The organism is Labilibaculum filiforme, assembly GCF_002843315.1.
GTDB classification, from domain to species: domain Bacteria; phylum Bacteroidota; class Bacteroidia; order Bacteroidales; family Marinifilaceae; genus Labilibaculum; species Labilibaculum filiforme.
This window is the reverse complement of record NZ_MVDD01000017.1, coordinates 13,569-34,540: the sequence shown is the minus strand read 5'-3', so window position 1 is coordinate 34,540 and position 20,972 is coordinate 13,569. Positions and strand designations below refer to the sequence as shown.

The 20,972-nt window shown below is 35.0% G+C and carries 21 protein-coding genes; 10 read left to right on the top strand and 11 right to left on the bottom strand.

Annotated features, from left to right (window positions below; all coding sequences use genetic code 11):
• The first annotated feature begins 549 nt into the window (after nucleotides 1-549).
• The 3 genes from BZG02_RS16900 to BZG02_RS16890 all read left to right on the top strand — a co-directional run bounded on the left by BZG02_RS16900 (nucleotide 550) and on the right by BZG02_RS16890 (nucleotide 3,734).
• Nucleotides 550-1,413, top strand: a complete 864-nt coding sequence (locus BZG02_RS16900; RefSeq protein ID WP_218972283.1) for a CvfB family protein — start codon at nucleotides 550-552, stop codon at nucleotides 1,411-1,413.
• A gap of 46 nt (nucleotides 1,414-1,459) precedes the next feature.
• A complete protein-coding gene (locus BZG02_RS16895; protein WP_101262930.1) occupies nucleotides 1,460-3,046 on the top strand; it encodes a dipeptidase in 1,587 nt (528 codons plus the stop codon).
• 148 nt (nucleotides 3,047-3,194) lie between these two features.
• Nucleotides 3,195-3,734, top strand: a complete 540-nt coding sequence (locus BZG02_RS16890; RefSeq protein WP_101262929.1) for a glutathione peroxidase — start codon at nucleotides 3,195-3,197, stop codon at nucleotides 3,732-3,734.
• Between the two features lie 84 nt (nucleotides 3,735-3,818).
• Here BZG02_RS16890 and BZG02_RS16885 read toward each other — a convergent pair whose 3' ends face one another.
• Complete coding sequence (locus tag BZG02_RS16885; RefSeq protein WP_101262928.1) at nucleotides 3,819-5,456, bottom strand: ABC-F family ATP-binding cassette domain-containing protein; 1,638 nt, start codon at nucleotides 5,454-5,456, stop codon at nucleotides 3,819-3,821.
• A gap of 367 nt (nucleotides 5,457-5,823) precedes the next feature.
• On the opposite strand from BZG02_RS16885, the gene BZG02_RS21060 reads away from it, so the two are divergent.
• Nucleotides 5,824-5,970 carry a DoxX family protein gene (locus BZG02_RS21060; protein ID WP_218972282.1) on the top strand — a complete coding sequence of 49 codons (147 nt, stop codon included), beginning with the start codon at nucleotides 5,824-5,826 and terminating at the stop codon, nucleotides 5,968-5,970.
• Nucleotides 5,971-5,979: 9 nt separating this feature from the next.
• Complete coding sequence (locus tag BZG02_RS21055; RefSeq protein ID WP_281253705.1) at nucleotides 5,980-6,189, top strand: DoxX family protein; 210 nt, start codon at nucleotides 5,980-5,982, stop codon at nucleotides 6,187-6,189.
• Nucleotides 6,190-6,295: 106 nt separating this feature from the next.
• On the opposite strand, the gene BZG02_RS16875 is transcribed toward BZG02_RS21055, so the two are convergent.
• From BZG02_RS16875 to BZG02_RS16865, 3 genes are all read right to left on the bottom strand, one after another.
• Nucleotides 6,296-7,165: a Cbp1 family collagen-binding glycoprotein adhesin gene (locus BZG02_RS16875; protein ID WP_101262927.1), complete on the bottom strand. Its 870-nt coding sequence runs from the start codon at nucleotides 7,163-7,165 to the stop codon at nucleotides 6,296-6,298.
• A 293-nt stretch (nucleotides 7,166-7,458) separates the two neighbouring features.
• A complete protein-coding gene (locus BZG02_RS16870) occupies nucleotides 7,459-8,409 on the bottom strand; it encodes an ROK family protein (protein ID WP_101262926.1) in 951 nt (316 codons plus the stop codon).
• A gap of 21 nt (nucleotides 8,410-8,430) precedes the next feature.
• A complete protein-coding gene (locus BZG02_RS16865; protein ID WP_101262925.1) occupies nucleotides 8,431-9,663 on the bottom strand; it encodes a sugar MFS transporter in 1,233 nt (410 codons plus the stop codon).
• Between the two features lie 255 nt (nucleotides 9,664-9,918).
• Between BZG02_RS16865 and BZG02_RS16860 the strand changes: the two genes are divergently transcribed.
• Entirely contained in the window at nucleotides 9,919-10,779 is an 861-nt protein-coding gene (locus BZG02_RS16860) for an AraC family transcriptional regulator (RefSeq protein WP_101262924.1), read from the top strand.
• Nucleotides 10,780-10,784: 5 nt separating this feature from the next.
• Here BZG02_RS16860 and BZG02_RS16855 read toward each other — a convergent pair whose 3' ends face one another.
• Complete coding sequence (locus tag BZG02_RS16855) at nucleotides 10,785-11,657, bottom strand: metallophosphoesterase (RefSeq protein ID WP_101262923.1); 873 nt, start codon at nucleotides 11,655-11,657, stop codon at nucleotides 10,785-10,787.
• A 103-nt stretch (nucleotides 11,658-11,760) separates the two neighbouring features.
• Between BZG02_RS16855 and BZG02_RS16850 the strand changes: the two genes are divergently transcribed.
• From BZG02_RS16850 to murB, 4 genes are all read left to right on the top strand, one after another.
• Nucleotides 11,761-12,096, top strand: a complete 336-nt coding sequence (locus BZG02_RS16850; RefSeq protein WP_101262922.1) for a hypothetical protein — start codon at nucleotides 11,761-11,763, stop codon at nucleotides 12,094-12,096.
• Nucleotide 12,097: 1 nt separating this feature from the next.
• Entirely contained in the window at nucleotides 12,098-12,646 is a 549-nt protein-coding gene (locus BZG02_RS16845; protein WP_101262919.1) for a hypothetical protein, read from the top strand.
• A gap of 316 nt (nucleotides 12,647-12,962) precedes the next feature.
• Nucleotides 12,963-14,000, top strand: coding sequence for a threonine aldolase family protein (locus BZG02_RS16840; RefSeq protein ID WP_101262917.1), 1,038 nt, complete (start codon nucleotides 12,963-12,965; stop codon nucleotides 13,998-14,000).
• A gap of 35 nt (nucleotides 14,001-14,035) precedes the next feature.
• Nucleotides 14,036-15,049: a UDP-N-acetylmuramate dehydrogenase gene (gene murB / locus BZG02_RS16835; protein ID WP_101262915.1), complete on the top strand. Its 1,014-nt coding sequence runs from the start codon at nucleotides 14,036-14,038 to the stop codon at nucleotides 15,047-15,049.
• Nucleotides 15,050-15,189: 140 nt separating this feature from the next.
• Here murB and BZG02_RS16830 read toward each other — a convergent pair whose 3' ends face one another.
• The 6 genes from BZG02_RS16830 to mltG all read right to left on the bottom strand — a co-directional run bounded on the left by BZG02_RS16830 (nucleotide 15,190) and on the right by mltG (nucleotide 20,943).
• Nucleotides 15,190-16,119, bottom strand: a complete 930-nt coding sequence (locus tag BZG02_RS16830) for a DMT family transporter (protein ID WP_101262913.1) — start codon at nucleotides 16,117-16,119, stop codon at nucleotides 15,190-15,192.
• Nucleotides 16,120-16,289: 170 nt separating this feature from the next.
• Entirely contained in the window at nucleotides 16,290-16,958 is a 669-nt protein-coding gene (locus BZG02_RS16825) for a hypothetical protein (RefSeq protein ID WP_101262909.1), read from the bottom strand.
• Between the two features lie 24 nt (nucleotides 16,959-16,982).
• A complete protein-coding gene (locus tag BZG02_RS16820; protein ID WP_101262907.1) occupies nucleotides 16,983-17,588 on the bottom strand; it encodes a hypothetical protein in 606 nt (201 codons plus the stop codon).
• 7 nt (nucleotides 17,589-17,595) lie between these two features.
• On the bottom strand, nucleotides 17,596-18,699 hold the full coding sequence (locus BZG02_RS16815) for a hypothetical protein (protein ID WP_101262905.1): 1,104 nt from the start codon (nucleotides 18,697-18,699) through the stop codon (nucleotides 17,596-17,598).
• Nucleotides 18,699-19,391, bottom strand: a complete 693-nt coding sequence (tssD, locus tag BZG02_RS16810; RefSeq protein ID WP_101262903.1) for a type VI secretion system tube protein TssD — start codon at nucleotides 19,389-19,391, stop codon at nucleotides 18,699-18,701. The genes BZG02_RS16815 and tssD overlap by 1 nt, the downstream gene beginning before the upstream one ends.
• A 481-nt stretch (nucleotides 19,392-19,872) precedes the next feature.
• Nucleotides 19,873-20,943, bottom strand: a complete 1,071-nt coding sequence (gene mltG, locus BZG02_RS16805; RefSeq protein WP_101262901.1) for an endolytic transglycosylase MltG — start codon at nucleotides 20,941-20,943, stop codon at nucleotides 19,873-19,875.
• Between the last annotated feature and the right edge of the window lie 29 nt (nucleotides 20,944-20,972).

Sequence of the window (20,972 nt, the reverse complement as noted above, 5' to 3'; positions counted from 1 at the left end):
GGAATCGAATCAATGTGATTTAATTCTGCATCAAAAATAAAAACAATTTTCCATTGGAGAAATTTTTCTGTATTATTAGTCGCATGTTGTACAATACCCTATTTTATGGGTGTTTACACCCAAGTGCATTAATGATTTTTTTCTTTAATAATAGCAAGTCAAAACTGCAATCGATAACGAAAATTGCTATCTCAACATAACAAATCACAAAAAGTGCACTAAAACCAGTACCCACAGATATTTGTTTGTAAAATGAAACATACTTAACCAGTAAAAACTACTGTTAATTATTACATAAGCTTAAATACCCAGATAAAAATCCACAAAAATTCGAACGTGCTCTATAACATACTCTCTTTTTGCAAATAAGAGAAATTAAACGCTCTTTGGAGAGGAAAAATTAGAGAGAAACAATTTCGACACGAAATTCGGGAAATGAGTCTGGTATCGGATATTTCGTAAAAAGATGCTTACATTTACCCTATTAAAATTTAGAGTAGTAAAAACCACACTTTTAGCTGTAAATATTTCTTATTCAGTGCAGATAAAGTGATAAAATATAATATTGTGAGTATGATTGGTCAGTTTGCATCATTAAAAGTTGCTAAAATAGTCGATTTTGGAGTGTATTTACAGGGTGAAGATGAATCTTTAATTCTTTTACCAACCAGGTATGTACCAGCTAAAACCCAACTAGATGATACTATTAAAGTATTTATCTATCGTGATTCGGAAAATCGAATTATTGCAACAACTCTTATTCCCTATGCTACCGTAGGCGAATTTGCTTACCTAAAGGTGAAAACAGTCAATAATTTAGGTGCCTTTTTAGATTGGGGAATTGCTAAAGATTTGTTTGTTCCTTTTAGCGAGCAAAAAGACAATATGCAGGTTGGCTATTCCTACCTAATATTTGTATACCTCGATAATGCTTCGGAAAGAATTGTAGGAACTGCAAAAATTGAAAACGTACTTCGAGATGTAGAAACATCTTATGCCGAAGGCGATGAAATTGAAATTTTGGTTGGACGAAGAAATGATTTAGGTTATCAGGTTCTAATTAGTAACGATGCTTTAGGAATGCTGTATCAGAACGAAATTTTTGAACCTATTCGTTGTGGAGACGTGCGCAAAGCATATATTAAGAAAATACGGCCTGATGGAAAAATTGACGTTTGTTTGCAAAAACAAGGTTACGAAAATAAAATTCCAGATTCTGGAGAACAAATTCTATCTCAATTAAAAAAAGAGGATGGTTTTCTTCCTTTAAATGATAAAAGCTCTCCCGAAGATATTTACCACCTTTTAAATATGAGCAAAAAAAACTTCAAAAAAGCCATTGGTTTACTTTACAAACAAAAACTAATTACCATTGAAGATTCGGGCATCTTTTTAGTAAAAGGCGCTAAATAAGCTAGCAATAAACAGCACACAAGTCAAAATAACCAACCACTAACTAATGAAGAAACAATTTAAAATGAGCCTGTTCATTTTAATGGCGTCTATTTCATTCACAGCCATTGCTCAGGACAAATCAGATTGGAAGAACGGAGTTCCAGAAGGTTGCACCACCATAACAGCAGGAAAAATGGCAACAATTGACGGATCTGTTATTACCTCTCATACCGATGATAGTCACCGCACACGAGCTTGGATGGAAGTAGCTCCTGCGCAAAAACATGAAAAAGGAAGTAAATTTGAGTTGTTTGAACGCTCTGCATATGATAGTTTGGCAATGCCAACTTATCAGCATAAAAAAATCGGAGAAATTGATCAGATAGAAAAAACCTACCAATTCCTAAATACCGCCTACCCTTGTATTAACGAAAAGCAACTGGCTATTGGCGAATCTACTTTTGGAGGACACGAAGAGCTTTTCTCCACCGAATGTTTAATCGATTGTCAGCGTTTGCAACAATTAATGCTGGAAAGATGTTCTTCGGCCCGTGAAGCAATTGGTTTGGCTGACGATTTACTAAAAAAGTACGGCTGGCGCGATTATGGCGAGTGTCTTACTATTGCTGATAAAAAAGAAGTTTGGCATTTTGAGGTTGTTGGTCCTGGTAAAGGAAAAGTTGGAGCAGTTTGGGTTGCTCAAAGAGTGCCAGACAATCACATTTCTGTAAATGCCAATGCCAGCACTATTAAAGAGATTAATCTGGAAGACACAAATAATTTTATGGCATCGGAAAATATTTTTGATGTTGCAAAAGAAAATGGGTGGTGGAAAGAAGGCGAAACTTTCCGTTGGAATTATGCTTACGCACCAGAAAGTAGATTGTCTATTGCTTCGCGCAGAAGAGAATGGCGAGTTCTCTCCATGCTCGCTCCTTCTTTACAATTGGATGCCAATGATAAGGATTATCCTTTTTCGGTAAAACCGGATGAAAAAGTGACCATGGACAAATTAGTAGAAATCTTTAAAGATTACTACGAAGGAACTCCCTACAACTTCGTTAAAAACATTAAACAAGCAGATAAGGACGGAAATGAAGTAATCTCTCCATTTGCAAATCCTTTTATGCCTTACGATATGAATAAATTGTTTGGTGTAAATGGCGGATGGGATGAGCTGGGAGAAAGAACTATTGCTCGTTGGTACACCATGTATGCTACAATTATTCAATGTCGCGATTGGTTGCCCGATGAAGTAGGAGGAATTGTATGGTTGGCTCAAGATAATGTTGCCACATCCATTTACATTCCCGTTTATGCAGGCACTACCGATTTGGCCGAAAGTTATAAAGTAAAAGCACGCAGGTTAGGCTACTCCCGCACTTCTGCATGGTGGGCTTTTAACCGACTAGGAACCTTATCTGCACAACGATGGGGCGATATGCGTCATGATATCGACAAAGTGTTTGTTCCCTTACAAAAAAGCTATTTTGAAGAGCAAGCAAAAATTGATGAGCAATTTATGAGTTTAAGCAAGAAAAAAAGAGTAGAATTTCTTACCCAACGAAGCATTCAACTTGGAAACGAAGTAGTGGAAAAGGCTTGGGAAATTGGAGATGGTCTTTGGACCAAATACGATGAGAAATTCTAAACTCACAAAATATTTGAAGGAGAAAGAGCAACCAACTGGTTGCTTTTTTTGTATCCTAAAAAATGGAAAACACATTCAAAATTCTGCCCCTTGCTTCCGAACAAAAAAGGAATTAAATTGTTGTTTCAATAACTAAAAACACATAAGTATGCGAAAAATAATTACAATAGGAATTCTCCTTCTCTCCACTTGTTTTATAAGCTTTGCTCAAGAAAGCATTCATCAGTTTACAGTTACATCTATTGATGGTTCGGAGTTTAATTTTGCTGATTTAAAAGGAAAAAAAATTATGATTGTGAATACTGCATCCAAATGCGGATTGACTCCTCAGTACGAATTATTAGAAGCCTTATACCAAGAATATCAGGATAAAAACTTTGTTATTGTAGGCTTTCCTGCCAATAATTTTCTTTGGCAAGAACCAGGATCTGATGAAGAAATAAAAGAATTTTGCACGAAAAATTATGGTATCAGCTTTCCAATGATGTCCAAAATATCGGTAAAAGGAAGTGATATTGATCCTATTTACAGTTGGCTAACACAAAAATCGAAGAATAAAGTGATGGATTCTAAAATAAAATGGAATTTTCAGAAATACCTGATTGACGAAAATGGAAAACTAGTTGATGTACTTTCCCCAAAAGAAAAACCAAATAGCGAGAAGGTAATTTCGTGGTTAAATCAGTAGATGAAGATCTTTAAAAAAAATACATTCCCAAAAAAAGCGACGCAATTAAATTCAATTGCGTCGCTTTTGGTATATTTTTATATTTTAATTCTTTCGCTCCAGTTCATTTAAATTTTCCATTTTCTTCTTCCCCAAGAAAGAATAAATATCACCTAAATGTTCCTTCACTTTCTTGTTTCCAAACTCATAAACTTTCTCTGCCAAACCATCCAGAAAATCACGATCGTGAGAAACCAGAATTATAGTGCCATCAAATTCTTTCAATGCCGCTTTTAAAATATCTTTGGTTTTCATATCCAAATGATTCGTTGGCTCATCAAGAATCAACAAATTCACTGGTTCTAACAACAATTTAATCATTGCCAATCGGGTTTTTTCTCCACCCGACAGCACTTTCACCTTCTTGGTAGAATTGTCGCCTCCGAACATAAAAGCACCTAAAATATCTTTAATTTTTGTTCGAATATCTCCTTTTGCAATATCATCAATAGTTTGAAAAACGGTCAGATTCTCATCCATTAAAGAAGCCTGATTTTGAGCAAAGTAGCCAATCATTGTGTTGTGCCCAAGGGTTAAAGTACCACCATGCTCAATTTCCTGCATAATGGCTTTTACCAAAGTAGATTTCCCTTCTCCATTTTTCCCAACAAAAGCAAGCTTCTCTCCTCTTTGAATTGTAAAATTCACTCCTGAAAACACAGTATGATCACCATATATTTTTTCCACATCTTCCGCTATTACCGGATAATTTCCGGAACGTGGCGATGGCGGGAATTTTAATCGAAGTGCTGAGTTATCTTCTTCATCGACCTCAACAATCTCTAACTTTTCGAGCATTTTAACACGCGATTGAACTGCCAATGTTTTCGAATAAGTCCCTTTAAATCTGTCGATAAATACCTGATTGTCAGCAATCATTTTTTGCTGTTCTTCAAATGCTTTTTGCTGATGAACTCTTCTTTCTTTACGAAGCTCTAAATATTGAGAGTAATTTACTTTGTAATCATAAATTCTACCCATTGTAATTTCAATGGTTCGAGTCGTAATTTTATCAACAAAAGCCCTATCGTGAGAAATAATAACAACCGCCTTTCCCGAATTTATCAAAAAATCCTCTAACCACTGAATCGATTCAATATCCAAATGATTAGTCGGCTCATCCAAAAGAATTAAGTCTGGTTTCTGCAAAAGAATCTTCGCCAATTCGATTCTCATTCTCCATCCTCCACTAAACTCACTTGTTGGTCTTGTAAAGTCTTCCCTAACAAAGCCTAAACCAAATAAGGTTTTCTCCACTTCCGAATCGTAATTTATCTCTTCAATAGAATAATATATTTCACTTAAAGCAGAAACGTCTTCAATCAACTTATAGTAGCTCTCCGATTCAAAATCTGTTCTTGTACCCAATTCCACATTCATTTCCTCTATCCGCTTCTCCATATCGAAAATAGCAGCAAAAGCTTGAGCTGTTTCCTCAAATACCGTACGAGTATTATCTGTCATTAAATGCTGAGGCAAATAAGCAATCACTTTATCTTTAGGACTTGAAACCCTTCCACGAGAAGGACTCTCGGCTCCTGCAATGATTTTTAAAAGAGTTGATTTCCCAGCTCCGTTTTTTCCCATTAAAGCAATTCTATCCTTTTCATTTATCACAAAAGATATATCCTTAAACAAAGTGGTTCCTCCAAATTCTACCGCTAAAGCATCTACACTAATCATCTCATTTATTTATGTGAGCGGCAAAGATAATCACTTTGAGTAAATCTGAAATAAATACCACACGATTGACACTTAAATTTTACTAAAATTCAATTTTAATAAGGCTTTCACTGCTATTTTTATTTCTCTCGAAATTTATTCACCACTCATTCGTTGGTCACACCTTTGTGGCTGCTAATTACTTGTTCTAAGAATATGTAGAATTAGTTACTTGTTAAACAATATTCAGAAATAACCAATAGAAAATATACTACCTAATAACACTATAAGTCAGACCACGGACCTATGCGCATATTTAAATAAAAAGAACTAACTTTTCCTGTACTTATATAAGAAAATTAAACCTTCCATTTAAAATTCGTACGAAATGAAAAAAAGAGATAAAATAATTTATTGGATTGCAACAGGCTTATTATCTGCACTAATGCTTATGTCGGCAAGTATGTATTTTATGAAATACGAAATGGTGAATCAAACTTTTACCTTTCTTGGATTTCCAAGCTTCGTAATTTAGCCCTTAGCTATTGCAAAAATTTTAGGATTAGTGGCCATATGGTCAAATAAATCAAAATTATTAAAAGAATGGGCTTACGCCGGATTTTTCTTTGATTTCGTTTTGGCTTTTGTCGCTCACATCATTGTTGCCGACGGACAATTTGGAATGGCTACAATTGCAATAATATTATTAGTCGTATCAAGAATATACAACAGTAAGCTATTCCCAAATAAATAATTTAAACTCTTGAATTAAGCAAAAACAGTATTGATTCATCTAACTTTTACTGCATAAAAAAAGCACCCCGAACTGAGGTGCTTAAAACCAAACTGTTTTGTTTATATTATTTCACTGCAACTACTAAATATTTTGATGCTTTCCAAAACTCATTCGGATCTAAAATTGTGATTGCTTCAATTTCTTTATCAGTACCTTCGAAACGGTAAGAATCGCTAGGATGAGAAGTTACTAAACTAACTTTTTTTCCAGATACAGGAATTGTAATTGTCTGAGTAATATCAATATCATTAAAATTTTCCGGATTAATTTTCTGGTTTAACTTATTGGTTGCTCCAATTCCTAAAAGACCACCAGTACTTGTTACCACCTGCTTCAATTTCAGCTCTTTAATGTCGCCAATTACATAATGTGCTGTATTTAGACTTGTTGTTTGTTCTGCAATTGTTTTCGCTTTGTTGTCGTTCTCTGTATTTAAGGCAACCACTGTACCATTTAAATCAGTAACCTGACCATTCAAATCATCTACTTTAACGTTAAGCTGAGCAATTTGATCCGATAAAGCATTAATTGAAATATCTTTTTCTTCCAGTTGTGCTTTTAAACCAGCAACTAATTTATTTAGTTTTGAATTTTGATACCAGCTATTATTCAACTTTTTATCTAAGCTTTCCAATTTTGCTTTGTTCTCTTCCAACAAATCACGAACCAGACCTAAATCAGTAACGATTTGCTCTTTTTTCCCAATACTTGGATTCTCATTTGCACTCACAGCAATAATGTTTTCTTTCTCCTTTATAATAGCCAAATTAGCAGATATAACATCAAAAGATTCAACAAAATCATCAATAGTAGAATCTTTTTCTTGAGCCATTTGAGTAAGCTGAACATTCTGCTCACGTAATTGTTTTAATTCTTTTTGATTGCATGCTGTAAAAAAAGGCAATACTAACAGTGCGAATACTATCTTTCTCATAATTTTTAATTTTAACAAGTTTACATCAATTCAAATTCGCAAGAAAGCATGGGAAATCTGTGCCAGAAATAAAACCAATTTAATACCCGCTATTGAAAAAGGTAATTAAGCTTTGAATATCAGATAGATACAATTAGCTGATTTTTCATACTTTTTTATTCGTTTATTTCCAAAGGGCAAATATGTGTGGAATCTTTCCTACAGTTTGTGGTATTAATTTCTACAAACGCAAAGTGCCTGCACGAATGCAGGCACGAGGGGTTCACTTTCAAATTAAGCCTGAAAGCTATCGGTTATCTTTTATTCCAGATTAAGGAAGCTGCGCCTAAAACCGCTGCGTTCTCCTCAATTCCGGAAGGAATTATTTTAATTTTTCCTTTATAGATAGAAAGCAATTGTTCCTCAAGAGTTTCCGCAACTGGCTTAAATAGAAGATCTCCTGCTTTTGTTAATCCTCCGAATAAAAAGATTGCCTGAGGACTGGTTACTGCTACCACATTAGCAAGTACCTCTCCCAACATTCTTGCTGTATATTTAAACGTTTCTTTTGCAACTAAATCGCCTCTGCCCGCAGCTTCGGCAACCATTTTTGCAGTTAACTTACTAAATGGAATATCTCTTAACTCACTTTCGCCCATGTGTCGGGCAAGCAACTTATACACCGTTCTTTTCACTCCTGTTGCCGACACATAAGTCTCCAAACAACCCTTCCGTCCACAACCACACTCCCTTCCACTTTCGCGAACAATCATATGTCCCACTTCACCTGCAAATCCATCGTGACCATATAATAGATCTCCATTCACTACAATTCCACTTCCCAAACCTGTTCCCAAGGTAATTACAATGAAATTATCCATTCCTTTTGCTGCGCCAAAAACTTTCTCGCCCATTGCTGCCGCGTTGGCATCGTTGGTAAGAATTACCGGAACATTAATTCTCTCTTTCACCAAACTTGCTAAAGGTACACTCCCCTTCCATCTTAAATTAGCGGCATTTTCGATAGTTCCCGTATAAAAACTGGCATTTGGTGCTCCAATACCAACACCAATTATTTGCATTTTTTCAGTCGATTTTTTTATTTCCGCTTCCACCTCGAAAAACAACTCGTCCAAATAATCCTCTATTGCAGCATGTTTTTGAGTGGGTAAACTTCCCGTTACCAAACAATTCCCTTCTGAATCTATGCACCCAAATACAGTATTCGTTCCTCCTATATCAATCCCTAAAGCAACTTCCTTCATCACATCAAAATAATTAATTAATTACGCGTGTTTATGTCCTTTTAAGGCATAGAATAAAATGTATCCGTAGCAGATAATGGTTAAGGCAAACGAATTACGTAAACCAAAATTATCGGCCAAAACACCCATTATCATTGGTATTATTGCTCCTCCAACAATCGCTAAGCACAAAACACCTGAACCCTGACTGGTATATTTCCCTAATCCATCAATTGCAAGCGTAAAAATAGTTGGAAACATGATTGAGTTGAACAATCCAACCAAAACAAGACTCCACATTGCAACATAACCATTCGTAAGCATACTAACAACAACTAGCACCACAACCATTACAGAGTTAAATGCTAATACTTTGGAGGCTGACACTTTTTGCATAATTGCAGATCCAATAAATCGACCAATCATAGCTCCTCCCCAAAATACCGAAACATAATTCGCAGCTTCAGCTTCTCCAAACAGGTGTAAACCTTCATCACCAAAATACATTACAAGAGCACTTCCAATCGAAACCTCTGCACCAACGTAAGTAAAAATAGCAAGTGCTCCCAAAATTAGATGTCTGAATCTCCAAACCGAACCTGCTGCTTTTTCTTCCTCAACATCCTGAATTTTTGGTAATTTTACCAAAGCAAAAATCACGGCAATTACTGCCAAAGCAATTGCTAATCCAAGATAAGGCATTTGAACAGCCTCCGCCTTACTTGCAATATCAACACCAGTATTATCTAATATTAAATAAGCGCCAAAAATAGGAGCAACTGTTGTTCCTAAACTATTAAATCCTTGTGTAAGATTCAAACGACTTGATGCCGTTTCGGGGGTACCTAATTCTGCCACAAATGGATTTGCAGCTACTTGAAGTATAACAATTCCAACCGCCAATATAAATAAGGCGAAAAGAAAAAATCCGTAAGATAATAATGCTGCTGCAGGAAAAAACAATACTGCTCCAATAGCTGCAATACTTAAACCAGTTACAATTCCCATTTTATAACCTATCTTTCCAATAATCCAACCTGCAGGCAAAGACATTAAAAAATAAGCACCAAAAAAGGTAAACTGTACAAGCATGGCCTGAGTAATTGTCAAATCGAACAGACCTTTTAAATGAGGTATTAAAATATCATTCATGCAGGTTAAAAATCCCCACATAAAAAATAGAGAAGTTAGAAGAGCTAAAGCTCCCCTATAATTCATTCCTGGAGCTTGTGCACCGGAACTGCTATTGCCTACGTTTGTACTTATTGATACCATATGTATTTATTTCAATCGTTTGTATTTCTGTTTACAAATATCAGTCAATTTCCGAACAATTGGTTTTACTATTTTACCAATTTATTGTACTATATTTACACAATTACATTAATAAAGCGATATTAATGTCAATTACACGCAAGCATTGTTTTTAAAGGTATTATTTCTATTTTCGGATAGAAGAAGAAAAAGAACTAGCACTAAACTATCTAAATATTACACTTAAGCTATATATACAGATAAAATAATACAATAATGTCACTACTCCTTGAAGAGATCTCTATAAAAAATGAACATTCGTTTCGATCTAAAATTGATGTTTTACCACATATTGAAGTTCCTTGGCATCACCATCCCGAATTTGAATTAATTTACATCGAAAAAAGCAGAGGCACATTGGTTGTTGGTGATTGCATTGATAATTTTAACGATGGCGATTTACTTTTTATTGGTCCCGACACTCCTCATATCATGAAAAATGAGGACTCTTACTATCAGAAAAAATCTGATTTAAGAGCAATTGCCTGGGTGGTTCATTTTAAAGAGGACAGTTTTGGTAAAGAGTTCTTTCTATTGCCTGAAATGTCGCGAATCAGAAAATTCCTTACAAAATCGTTTCAGGGAGTACGAATTAGTGGTAGTTCAAAATACAAGATTATTCAGCATTTAAAAACCCTTCATTCTGCCGAATATTCGCAAAGAATTCTTACTCTACTACAAATACTACAAGTGTTGGCTCAATCGGAAGATTTAGAATATTTAGCATCGGATAATTTTGTAGAAACCTTTCAGCAAAGAAGCAATCAAAAACTATATCAGATCTACGAATACGTAAGTAAAAATTTTCAGAAAAAAATAGAATTGGAAGAAGCTGCTAAAATTGCAAACCTAAGTAAAACAGCCTTTTGTCGATTCTTTAAAAGTAAAACAAAGAAAACTTTTTCAGCATTTCTGAATGAAATGCGTATTAATTATGCAAAAAAATTACTTGTAGAAGGTCGTTTAACTGTAGCCCAAATAGCATACGAATGCGGTTTTAACAGTCCCTCCTATTTCAATAAAACATTTAAGTCGACTACTGGAAAATCGCCTTTGCAACTTAAAGGAGAAAAATAAGCCTTTTAGAACAAATCGTGACAACATTCCAAAAGCTCCACTGAATTAGAATATTTTTTTTCAGCATCAATCAATAAAAACTTCTTTTCTAAATCGCGCAAACAACCAGCACTACTACACAAACGCAACTTATAGTCTCCAATGGTTTCTGCTCCATAATCAACTCCAACATGACCGCTAACCAAAACTGTCATTGGATACTGCTCCCGATCTATAGTTGCAAAACGGAGCAAATCATCAATCATATCTAAGTATTTCTCCCCATATTGCCGTTCATTTCCATTCATGAATACATCCCACAAATAATTTCCTTCCTTCGTATCCATAAACTGGGAACCAATAGAAGGATGATAACTTTGTATGGTTCTAATATGCGCATCGAATTGGCCCTTGTGAGCATACTCTTTCAGCCAATTAAAATCAGTTTCACTGCAATGTTCATACCTATCTGAACTACCCGTATGATTTATCAACACGCCTCCTTTAGTTCTCAGCATAAATGGCATATCCATAAAAAAACGCACAATAGTTTCCCTATTTTTCCGAATTCGATTCTCGAACCAAGAGGTAAACTCTAAATTGCCACGTTGCAACGCAATATGATAAATGTGAACAAATTCATGATTTCCTAACAAACAGATGATATCACTAGCTTTCTGGTTTGTTTTCCAATCTATTAAATTTTTTACTATCTCCAACGATTCGTCTTTTTGTTTTCCTGGATAAGCATGAATCAAATCTCCTAAAAACACCAAATAATCAGCCTTCCCTTCACTTTTTAGTGCATGATACACCTTCAAAATCTGCCTAAAATCGAATCCATTCCCATGCAGATCAGACACAATCATTAATTTCCCAAACTGAATATCATCAATCATTTTTACTTATCTTTAAAATTGAAAGCTTTAGTAGCTGCAAAAGTTCTAAAAATTTTATAAATTATCACTTGAATACATCCGAATAAAACAAAATTTATAAGATATGCTCGATCAATTACTTAAAAATCCAGAAAAATACTTTTGGACACAAAATCAAGATGGAGATCTTGTGCTTGGGAATGCTGAATGCGGACTAAAAGGAAAACTCACATTTACATTAACTGATAAATGGACCAATCTTGCTCCTTTAATAGAAAGTAGTCCGGGAATATACATCGGACAACCAAAAACCTTTCTTAAGGACACCAAGGAATACGAACAAGTTGCTGCACTTTACAAAAAAGTTAAAATTCACCTACACGATACTACCATTACCGAAAGAGGGAAAATATCGAAGAATACACTTGCCTTGTTGCAAGGCTATTATCAAGGAAAATAGTATGATCAAATCCATTTTAATAGTATTGTTTTTGTGCATTTGTATCCATCCTAACCTTACGGCACAGAATACGAAAAGACTAAAGCCAGGTGATATTTTTCCGCAAATAAAGGGAGAATTATTATCCTCTGAACTAATTATTTTGCCAGATCACTGTAAAGGAAAAGTGAGCGTATTAATTATTGCATTTAAAAGAGGAACCCAAGTACAAATTGACACTTGGACCACACCACTATTAAAAGAGTTTAGCGTTCATAAAGATTTTCGATTTATTGAAATACCAATGATTAGTAATTTATACGATTGGATGTCGCACTACATTAATAATGGGATGCGTGGAGGCATTGATGAAACCATGCACAAAAATGTAATGACCTATTATGGACCCTTAAATAGCTATTTTGATTACTTTGACGTGCAAGACAAAAAACTTTGCTATCTTTTTTTATTGGATAAAGAAGGTAAAATTCAGCACCTTACAAAAGGGAAATCGAAACCCGAAGAATTATCAATTCTATTTCAAAAAATAAAAAACCTCTTAAACTCCTAATCAAATTATATTTGTTTTGTAGGACATGTCCCCTTTTTCGGGCTTTTTATCGAAATAGTTAAGTAAAAAGTTTACTTTTAAAGCTTCAAAAGAACAAGCCGTTTAGATTTTAAATATCAGATTAATTTACCAGATGCTTATTTTCATGAAATTATCATTTGTTTTTTAATTGCAATAGGAAACTCTCAGACTACACTCACTCTGCTGTGTGTAACTTATTTCCAATTATAACACAAAGCACTCTTCGTGAAAATCACTCTAAAATTGATTACTTACAAAATCTTAACGAACTAATATCAAATAAGCCCACTTAACAATGAATAAAAGAGGATTTGCAAGCGACAATTTTTCAGGAATATTACCAGAGGTAATGGAAGCTATACAGAATGCGAACCAGGGTCATATTATGGCTTATGGTGGAGATTCCTACACAGCATCGGCAATTGAAAAATTTAAAACCCTGTTTGGAGCCAATATTGATGTATACTTTGCATTTAATGGCACCGGAGCTAATGTAATTAGTCTTTCAACTTTAACTCAATCGTACCACTCAATTCTTTGTCCCGCTACGGCTCATATTCAAGTAGATGAATGCGGTGCCCCAGATAAATTTACCGGTTGCAAAGTAATTCCTATTGCCACACCTGATGGAAAAATAACTCCAGAACTAATTCAACCTCACTTGCATGGGTTTGGTTTTGAACACCATTCACAGCCAAAAATGATATCCATTACTCAGTGTACCGAATTGGGAACGGTATATACTGCTGAAGAAGTAAAGGCCATTTGTGAGTTAGCACATGCAAACAATATGTATGTGCACATGGACGGAGCACGTTTGGCAAATGCAGTAGCAAGTTTAAATGTTGATGTAAAAGAACTTACCAGCAATGCCGGCATCGATGTTCTAAGTTTTGGAGGTACCAAAAATGGAATGATGTTGGGAGAGGCAGTGATCTTTTTTAATCCAGAACTATCGAAAGAAGCAAAATACATTCGCAAGCAAAGCATGCAACTCTTCTCCAAAATGAGATTTATTGGTGCACAATTCGACGCTATGCTTACTAACGATTTGTGGTTAAAATCAGCTCGTCATGCTAATAAAATGGCAAAACTGCTTGAGCAGGAAGTCCTTAAAATTGATGAAATAAAAATTACCCAAAAGGTTCAGGCTAACGGAATTTGGGCACTAATCCCTAAAGATAAAATTGAAAAACTTCAGGAAGAATACTTTTTTTGGATTTGGGATGAAAATACCGGAGAGGTTCGTTGGTTGTGTTCCTTCGATACCACCGAAGAAGATATTCTTGGTTTTGTAAAATTATTAAAAACCGAACTTGGTAATAACTATTAACTGTTCTCTTTTCCTGTTCACTGACAACTCATAAAATGGCTGTACTTCGAAAAAACTACTCTCTAAAAGATTATAATACATTTGGCATTGAAGCGAATGCTAAGTATTTTTTCGAGTTCGAAACAAATGAAGAAATTCATGACTTTTTAAGCAAAAATAACATCATCAATATTCAATACTTATTATTGGGAGGAGGTAGTAATCTGCTATTTACCGAAGATTTTAACGGTCTGGTTATTCACCCAAAAGTACAAGGAATAAAAATTAGCGAAGAGGAGGAGGATTCTGTTTTAGTTCGTGTTGGCGCCAACGAAAATTGGGATGATTTTGTAGGCTGGAGTGTTGAAAATAATTTATCAGGAATTGAAAATCTATCTTCAATTCCTGGTGTAGTTGGCGCAGCACCAGTCCAGAATATTGGTGCCTATGGTGTTGAAGTACGTGAAGTAATTGAAAGTGTAGAAGCCATTTCGATAGAAAGCAACAAAAAAGTTGTTTTCAGCAATGCTCACTGCGAATTTGATTACCGACACAGTGTTTTTAAAAAGGAATATAAGAATCAGTTTATTATTACCCACGTTAACTTTCGATTCAAAAAACAAACTGACTTTAAAATTCACTACGGCACTATTGCCAAAGAATTAGAAGCTTACGCTGAAGTAAACTCGAAAAATATACGCGAAGTAATCATCCGAATTCGGGAAAGCAAACTGCCCGACCCTAAAGTACTTGGTAACGCAGGCAGTTTCTTTAAAAACCCGGTAGTAACTAAAACCGTTGCGCTTGCATTAAAAGCTAAGCATGAAAACATGCCTATTTACGAACTAAACGAAATGCAAAGCAAACTTGCCTCCGGATGGTTAATTGAACAGTGTGGTTGGAAAGGTAAAAAAATAGGTGATGCGGGTGTTCATAAAGATCAGGCTTTGGTTATTGTAAATTATGGAAATGCAAAAGGCCATGAAATATTAGAATTAGCTAACGAAATTAAAAAGTCGGTTCTTTATAAATTTGGCATTAAGCTAGAGATGGAAGTAAATGCCATTTAAGCAACTTTTATTTCACTCTTCAATACCCAAAAATAGAACCCAGGGGTTTGTTCAAACTAAAATAAGCCTGTTTACACTGAAAAAAAACTACAAATCGGACCACGAAAAGAAACAAATTTCAATTCCCTAAACGGAAGAACTTATGCCCTCTTTAGTCTACGAACAGTTGTTCTGTGAAAAAGCCATTTATATTTTGCTTTCTTACCATATTGAATAACAATAAGCACCGAAGTTAATATGAGTGAAATAGCTAAGAAGCTTTTTAAGTCCATTACTTCGTTAAACACAAAGGCTCCTGCCAGAATCCCCGTAAGAGGTTCCAAAGTTGATAAAAGAGAAGCATTTCCCGGACCAGTATATTTCATGCCTAAGTAAAACAATACAACAGCCAAAAAAGTAGACCAAAAACTTAAATTTACAATATAGAATAAAGCAGTTCCAGTAAGATTTGTATTAATACCATCAGCGAATAAGCATTTTACAAAAAACAGAAGTGCTGTGATACCAAATATCCAGAAAACTACAGTAAAAGGAGAAATTTTCTTTAACTCGGCATTGGCCAAACACAAAATATAAAGAGCATAAAAGAATCCCGATACCAAAGCCAATAAAACTCCCATAACATTAATAGTTAGTCCGCTACCAACCGAGACCAACGCAATTCCCAAAAGGGATAACGTAAGAGCAATAATTTTCCTTGAAGTAAGCTTCTCCTTATAAATAATACCTGCCAAAACCAAAGTAATAATTGGGTATACAAAATGAAGTGTACTAGCCAAACCCGAAGAAATATATTGATACGATAAAAAAAGCGTGTAGGTAGTCATCATTGTACCAACAAAAGACGCAATGAGTAGTAGTGAAAATTGCTTTTTATTGATTTGAATACTAATTTTTTTGTACGCACAAAACAAACCAATTAAAGCAAACGCGAAACCATATCGGTATAACAACAAGCTATTAATATCAAAACCTTCGGCATAGGTTTTAATGGCAAAAAAAGGCAGTAAGCCAAAAAATATTGCTGATAAAAGAACCATTATAGTCCCTTTTGCTTGCGCTCCCATCATTGCTTTCCGTTCAATTTACTTTAATGCAATAATAGTAATTCCCTGCTTACGAAATGTAAGTCCTGGACTCTTATTTTTTTGCAGATTGAATTTGTTTTCAAACTCGGTAATCGCACAAAAGCAAATTATTACTTTCCAATTTACTATGTCCTTAAAATTAGGGGTTGCGCTTAATAGGCCGTTTTATTCATCCAATTAATTACCATTTTATCAGAGAATAACTTACCAATCACTCTGTATTTAGAATGTTTAAATGGATTTTCTGAATTAAGCGTTTCGGACATAACTCCTTTTTCGGGATAATAGTAGCTAGGATGAATAAAGCTCATCTTGTTTGAGTCTACCAATACAAAACCAACATGTTGATCCAATCCAACCAAATAAATTCCTCTGCCTGCAAAAAGTAAATATTTTCTGATCTCCGAAACAGGTCGATTACTGAATCTTTTGATGTCTTTTCGCTCGGCTAATTTGCTGATGAACACTTCGGAAGCAGATTGTGCCCACTTGATTCTGGGAATGTTAAAACCAAGATCTACCAGGGTATTCGTCACAAAATAGCCACATGCAATACTTCCCTCTCCTGGTACTCTGCTTGTTCCATTAAAATCCCATTTTGTACCATACCAATATTCGAAGATATTCTGATAACTATTCAATAAAAATTCTCTGGCTCCACTAATAACAGAACCTTTGTTCTCAGCTTTTGTGAATTGAACACCAAATTCGATTCTGCTCTTTTCAAGCTCTAACAAATAGTCTGAATAGTCTTTGTTTTGTGCTTGTCCGTGGAAAGGAATAAGTGCAAATAAACTTACAAGGATGATGATGCCTTTCATGGATTAAAATTAAGTTAACTATTCTTACTGAACTTCCTCTGCATGCGAAACAAAAGGAGACAAACTATATTTTACTCCATCTTTATATATACTTAGTAGTAGTAAGTCAATATTTAATGGAACCGAATCTCGTACTTTAAATGCATTATCTCTATTTATAACAGAAAAGATAAATTTTCTTTCTTTTATTAAGAATTGCTTATCACTTTTCACATTATGTGTTAATACTTTATAAAGATCAAAATTTCGCTTACTCATCCCCTTATAATTATCATTTTCAGCTATATAGAAATTCGTCCTAGACCAAAAAGGTATAGTCATACCTTTGATTCTTCTATATTCTGGTATAATACTATCCGGCTTAAATTTAATTCTGAAAGAAATATATTTTAAGATCTCTGAACCAGAATCAAAAGGCAAACTATCCAAATCATACTCTATATTAATACTCGGTTGTATAGAATCGACATTATTATCATTTTTCACAGATATCAACTCTTCTATAGAGTCATGAATATGTCCCCTTTTGTTTAAATCATTAGATTGATACTCCTTTTTAGAATTATTAGAAGGCTGACAAGAGACAAACATAATACTAGCTAGTGTGACAATTATTGCAATATATTTCATATGAATATCATTTAGTTTTACGAATGTGAGAAATAGTATAAGTTTTCTTTGCTGTACCTTGTATATATCTATTATTTAGATCACCTTCACCTTCAAACTTATGTTCATCACATTTGCAATAAAGTTTATTTTCTGCTGAAGCTCCAACTACTACATCTCCAGTTGCATTATCATAAAATAAAAAATATTTCCCTTTGGAATCTTCTCCCATACCAACTATAGTAATATAATGTTCGGTTGTTTGATCATCATTATACATATAATAATCATCATCTACACCCGCCATTACAGGTATTCCCTTGCCCAAAGTTTCTTTTAAGTACTTAACACCATCCTTAAGCTGATCTTTCTGTACTCCTTGCTTCATTCCTGCAATATCATCCTCCAAAAAGAATTGATACACATCAGAATTTTTAGTTAATGTTGACTTACTCCAATCCCTCCAACTTTCTGCTTTTAATTGATATCCTGCAACTCGAAGCTGTTCAGCAGCATAGTCATAACATTCCCAATCAGGATGCAATTCTTCATTCCAACCTACAAAATCTTTTTTTGGTATAACAGGAGCAATCGTACTCCAATCGCTACAATACTCACACAAATCAAAATTGATGCTACATCGCCCACAATGTACATTCTTAAGTTCTCCTATATTCCACTCATCTAAATTATCATCAGAAGCATAAAAATCCAGAAAGAATTCTATTTTTTCATCTCCTGTATAATCAAGCTCCAATTCCATGGCATCACCATATTTTGCAGATTTCTGAGTTACACTCAATTTTAATCCGAAAATTTCTTCCGCTGTTTTAATTTGAATAACTCCATCATCATCACCACTATCTGAACAACCTTTAATTACCTTATAGGTAATTTTTAATTTGCGTTGATTCGTTACAAATGTTGTTAAGAGTTCTGATGTTTTATACCCTTCATCTAAATATTCAGACAAATTTACAGTTTCCTTTTTTATACCACGAAAAGGATAATGATCTTCTTTTTTCTTCTTTTTAACATCCTTAAACTCTACAAAAGGAAGAAACTCATCCATCAGCAATCCACCAGAATCTGCACTACTCCCACCACCATTTGTTTGTGTTACTATAGCCATTATGATCTTCTTTGTTTAATTGTTTTCAACTGAATTTTCATTGTATCGGCAGTTACATTTACACCTTGAATCAAATCATTATCGACTATAGATCCATTGTATTCGTAATCAATATTGTCATCGCTTAAGTCAATATCAATCCCCTGACCTACCATTTCTTTTGTGTTAACAACTAGAAAAATAGTTTGGTTCTTTTTTGGTTTTGCAACAGCATTTCCTTGTTCATCTTCAAAAAAGCATTCCAATATTTCAGGATTTTCGGGCACCGCAGTAGGCTCCGTGTTCTGAGCACTCAAATCGCTCACCTTCCAGTTTTTTTCGACTAGGGTTTGGCCATCTTGAACGATGATGGCGGGTGAGAGTCGGAGTACGCTAACCATTGGGGCTTTGCCTTCGCTGTGAAAATAGTCGTGGTGTGCAATGCAGAGGGTATCGTACAGCTCGATGGTGCGGTTTTTGGAGGCAAGTGTTACGGGTGAAAATACCAATTTTACGTACTTCATATCGAACTTACTGGCTCCCCATGCATACAGGTGTGTGTTTTTGGGACTTTCTACCTCCACATTAAATAAACCGCCTAAGGGTGCGGTGGAGGCAGTACCATTGGTATTAATTTTTTGGTCGAAACCAAAATCTAATCGCCGTATGTTGTAAACCATATCGTCGACATACATTTTTCCTTTTATACTCATTTTATGCTTTGCTTATCTTTTAAAAGGAGGATGACTTCCCCCATAAAACCTGAGCTGGAGAAGCGAACTCTTTTGTTTACTACAATTTTTCAAATAATAAAGATAAGGAAATTAAATTATGTGCATTGAACATATGGAAATTATTATCGTTTTTTATTTAATAAAACAATAAAATTAACTCTAATTGGCTTACTTTCAGCACGTTATTATCAAGTGCTTTTTGAGTGGAAATACACACCTATTAGGAATCTGTCTTTTTTAATGACGCAAGCCCGCAACATAATACTGCAACACCGCACAATTACTGTAAAGTGATACTGCCAAGCGTTAGGGATTGAAGTGTTACCCCACAGCGAGCCTAGGCGAGTGAGGAGTAGAAACGGAAAGCCCGCCCGAAGGGAACGCCCATAAAAAGAGTAAAGGGTAAAGTAAGAAAAAGGTGAAAGGAAAAAAATAAAAAGGGTATAAAGGTATTGTGAATCTATTTCATAATTCCTTTTTGATTAAGTGCTTTTTGATAGCGACGTGCATTTTGATTGTGCTCGCGCAGGGAATTGGCAAATACGTGATAGCCGTTAAACTCCGGACTGGCACAAAAGTAGTAGTACTTATGCTTTTCGTAGTTGAGAACAGCCTCGATACCGGAAATGGATGCCTGACGAATTGGTCCGGGAGGTAAACCTCTATATTTATAGGTATTGTATGGAGAATCGATGCTTTTGTGCTTGTTGAGAACCCGACGGATGGTAAAATCGCCCCAAGCAAACTTTAAGGTTGGGTCGGCATCTAATTTTATTTGTCGATTTAAGCGATTCATATATACCCCGGCTACCCGTTTTTTTTCATCGTTTTTAATAGTTTCCTCATCGACAATGGATGCTAAAGTACTTACCTCGATAGGTGTAAGCCCAATGCTTTTAGCTTTTTCTGTTCGTTCCGAATTCCAGTATTTTTGGTATTCTTTGTACATTTTCTCCACAAACTTTTGGGCATCCATATCCCAGTACACTTGGTAGGTATTTGGAATAAACATTCCTAAAATGGTGCGAGAAGTAAATCCGTACTGTTGAATTTCCGACTCGTCGTTTAAATAGGAAAGAATACTAATTGAGTCGGCCTCGATTTGAGCCGCAATTTTACCTGCAAAATCTTCGAGTGTGCGCGTATTATTAAAGGTGAGATTGAGTGGCGTTTGAACCCCAGAGCGCAATAGGTCGATTAATGCATTATTGCTCATGCCATTCTTAATTTCGTATCGCCCAGGATGAATGTGACGTGCAAAATTCTTCTTCTCCATAACCCACTCGAGGCTAGTGCTGTTTTTAAGACAATGTTTGTCGTTTAATAGTTGCAACACATCGGCCTGATTCGAATTGGTAGGAATATACAAATAGGTCACTTTTTCGTCGCCCAAATCAATGTTCACCGAAAATATATCCTGATAGAACTTAAAAAGTACGGCTCCGCTAAGCAAAAACAATAGCATGATTGCTACGATTACGAATTTCCACTTTTTGGAAAGATTGCCTTTTAAACGAAATAAATTGATCATTAAATATGAATTAGAATAAACACCCAAGT

Bases quoted from the DNA above. Each gene is read 5' to 3' on its own strand.
- BZG02_RS16895 (WP_101262930.1), top strand. From the start codon at position 1,460: ATGAAGAAACAATTTAAAATGAGCCTGTTCATTTTAATGGCGTCTATT.
- BZG02_RS16890 (WP_101262929.1), top strand. From the start codon at position 3,195: ATGCGAAAAATAATTACAATAGGAATTCTCCTTCTCTCCACTTGTTTT.
- BZG02_RS16885 (WP_101262928.1), bottom strand. From the start codon at position 5,456: ATGATTAGTGTAGATGCTTTAGCGGTAGAATTTGGAGGAACCACTTTG.
- BZG02_RS21060 (WP_218972282.1), top strand. From the start codon at position 5,824: ATGAAAAAAAGAGATAAAATAATTTATTGGATTGCAACAGGCTTATTA.
- BZG02_RS16875 (WP_101262927.1), bottom strand. From the start codon at position 7,165: ATGAGAAAGATAGTATTCGCACTGTTAGTATTGCCTTTTTTTACAGCA.
- BZG02_RS16870 (WP_101262926.1), bottom strand. From the start codon at position 8,409: ATGAAGGAAGTTGCTTTAGGGATTGATATAGGAGGAACGAATACTGTA.
- BZG02_RS16865 (WP_101262925.1), bottom strand. From the start codon at position 9,663: ATGGTATCAATAAGTACAAACGTAGGCAATAGCAGTTCCGGTGCACAA.
- BZG02_RS16860 (WP_101262924.1), top strand. From the start codon at position 9,919: ATGTCACTACTCCTTGAAGAGATCTCTATAAAAAATGAACATTCGTTT.
- BZG02_RS16855 (WP_101262923.1), bottom strand. From the start codon at position 11,657: ATGATTGATGATATTCAGTTTGGGAAATTAATGATTGTGTCTGATCTG.
- BZG02_RS16850 (WP_101262922.1), top strand. From the start codon at position 11,761: ATGCTCGATCAATTACTTAAAAATCCAGAAAAATACTTTTGGACACAA.
- BZG02_RS16845 (WP_101262919.1), top strand. From the start codon at position 12,098: ATGATCAAATCCATTTTAATAGTATTGTTTTTGTGCATTTGTATCCAT.
- BZG02_RS16840 (WP_101262917.1), top strand. From the start codon at position 12,963: ATGAATAAAAGAGGATTTGCAAGCGACAATTTTTCAGGAATATTACCA.
- murB (WP_101262915.1), top strand. From the start codon at position 14,036: ATGGCTGTACTTCGAAAAAACTACTCTCTAAAAGATTATAATACATTT.
- BZG02_RS16830 (WP_101262913.1), bottom strand. From the start codon at position 16,119: ATGATGGGAGCGCAAGCAAAAGGGACTATAATGGTTCTTTTATCAGCA.
- BZG02_RS16825 (WP_101262909.1), bottom strand. From the start codon at position 16,958: ATGAAAGGCATCATCATCCTTGTAAGTTTATTTGCACTTATTCCTTTC.
- BZG02_RS16820 (WP_101262907.1), bottom strand. From the start codon at position 17,588: ATGAAATATATTGCAATAATTGTCACACTAGCTAGTATTATGTTTGTC.
- BZG02_RS16815 (WP_101262905.1), bottom strand. From the start codon at position 18,699: ATGGCTATAGTAACACAAACAAATGGTGGTGGGAGTAGTGCAGATTCT.
- tssD (WP_101262903.1), bottom strand. From the start codon at position 19,391: ATGAGTATAAAAGGAAAAATGTATGTCGACGATATGGTTTACAACATA.
- mltG (WP_101262901.1), bottom strand. From the start codon at position 20,943: ATGATCAATTTATTTCGTTTAAAAGGCAATCTTTCCAAAAAGTGGAAA.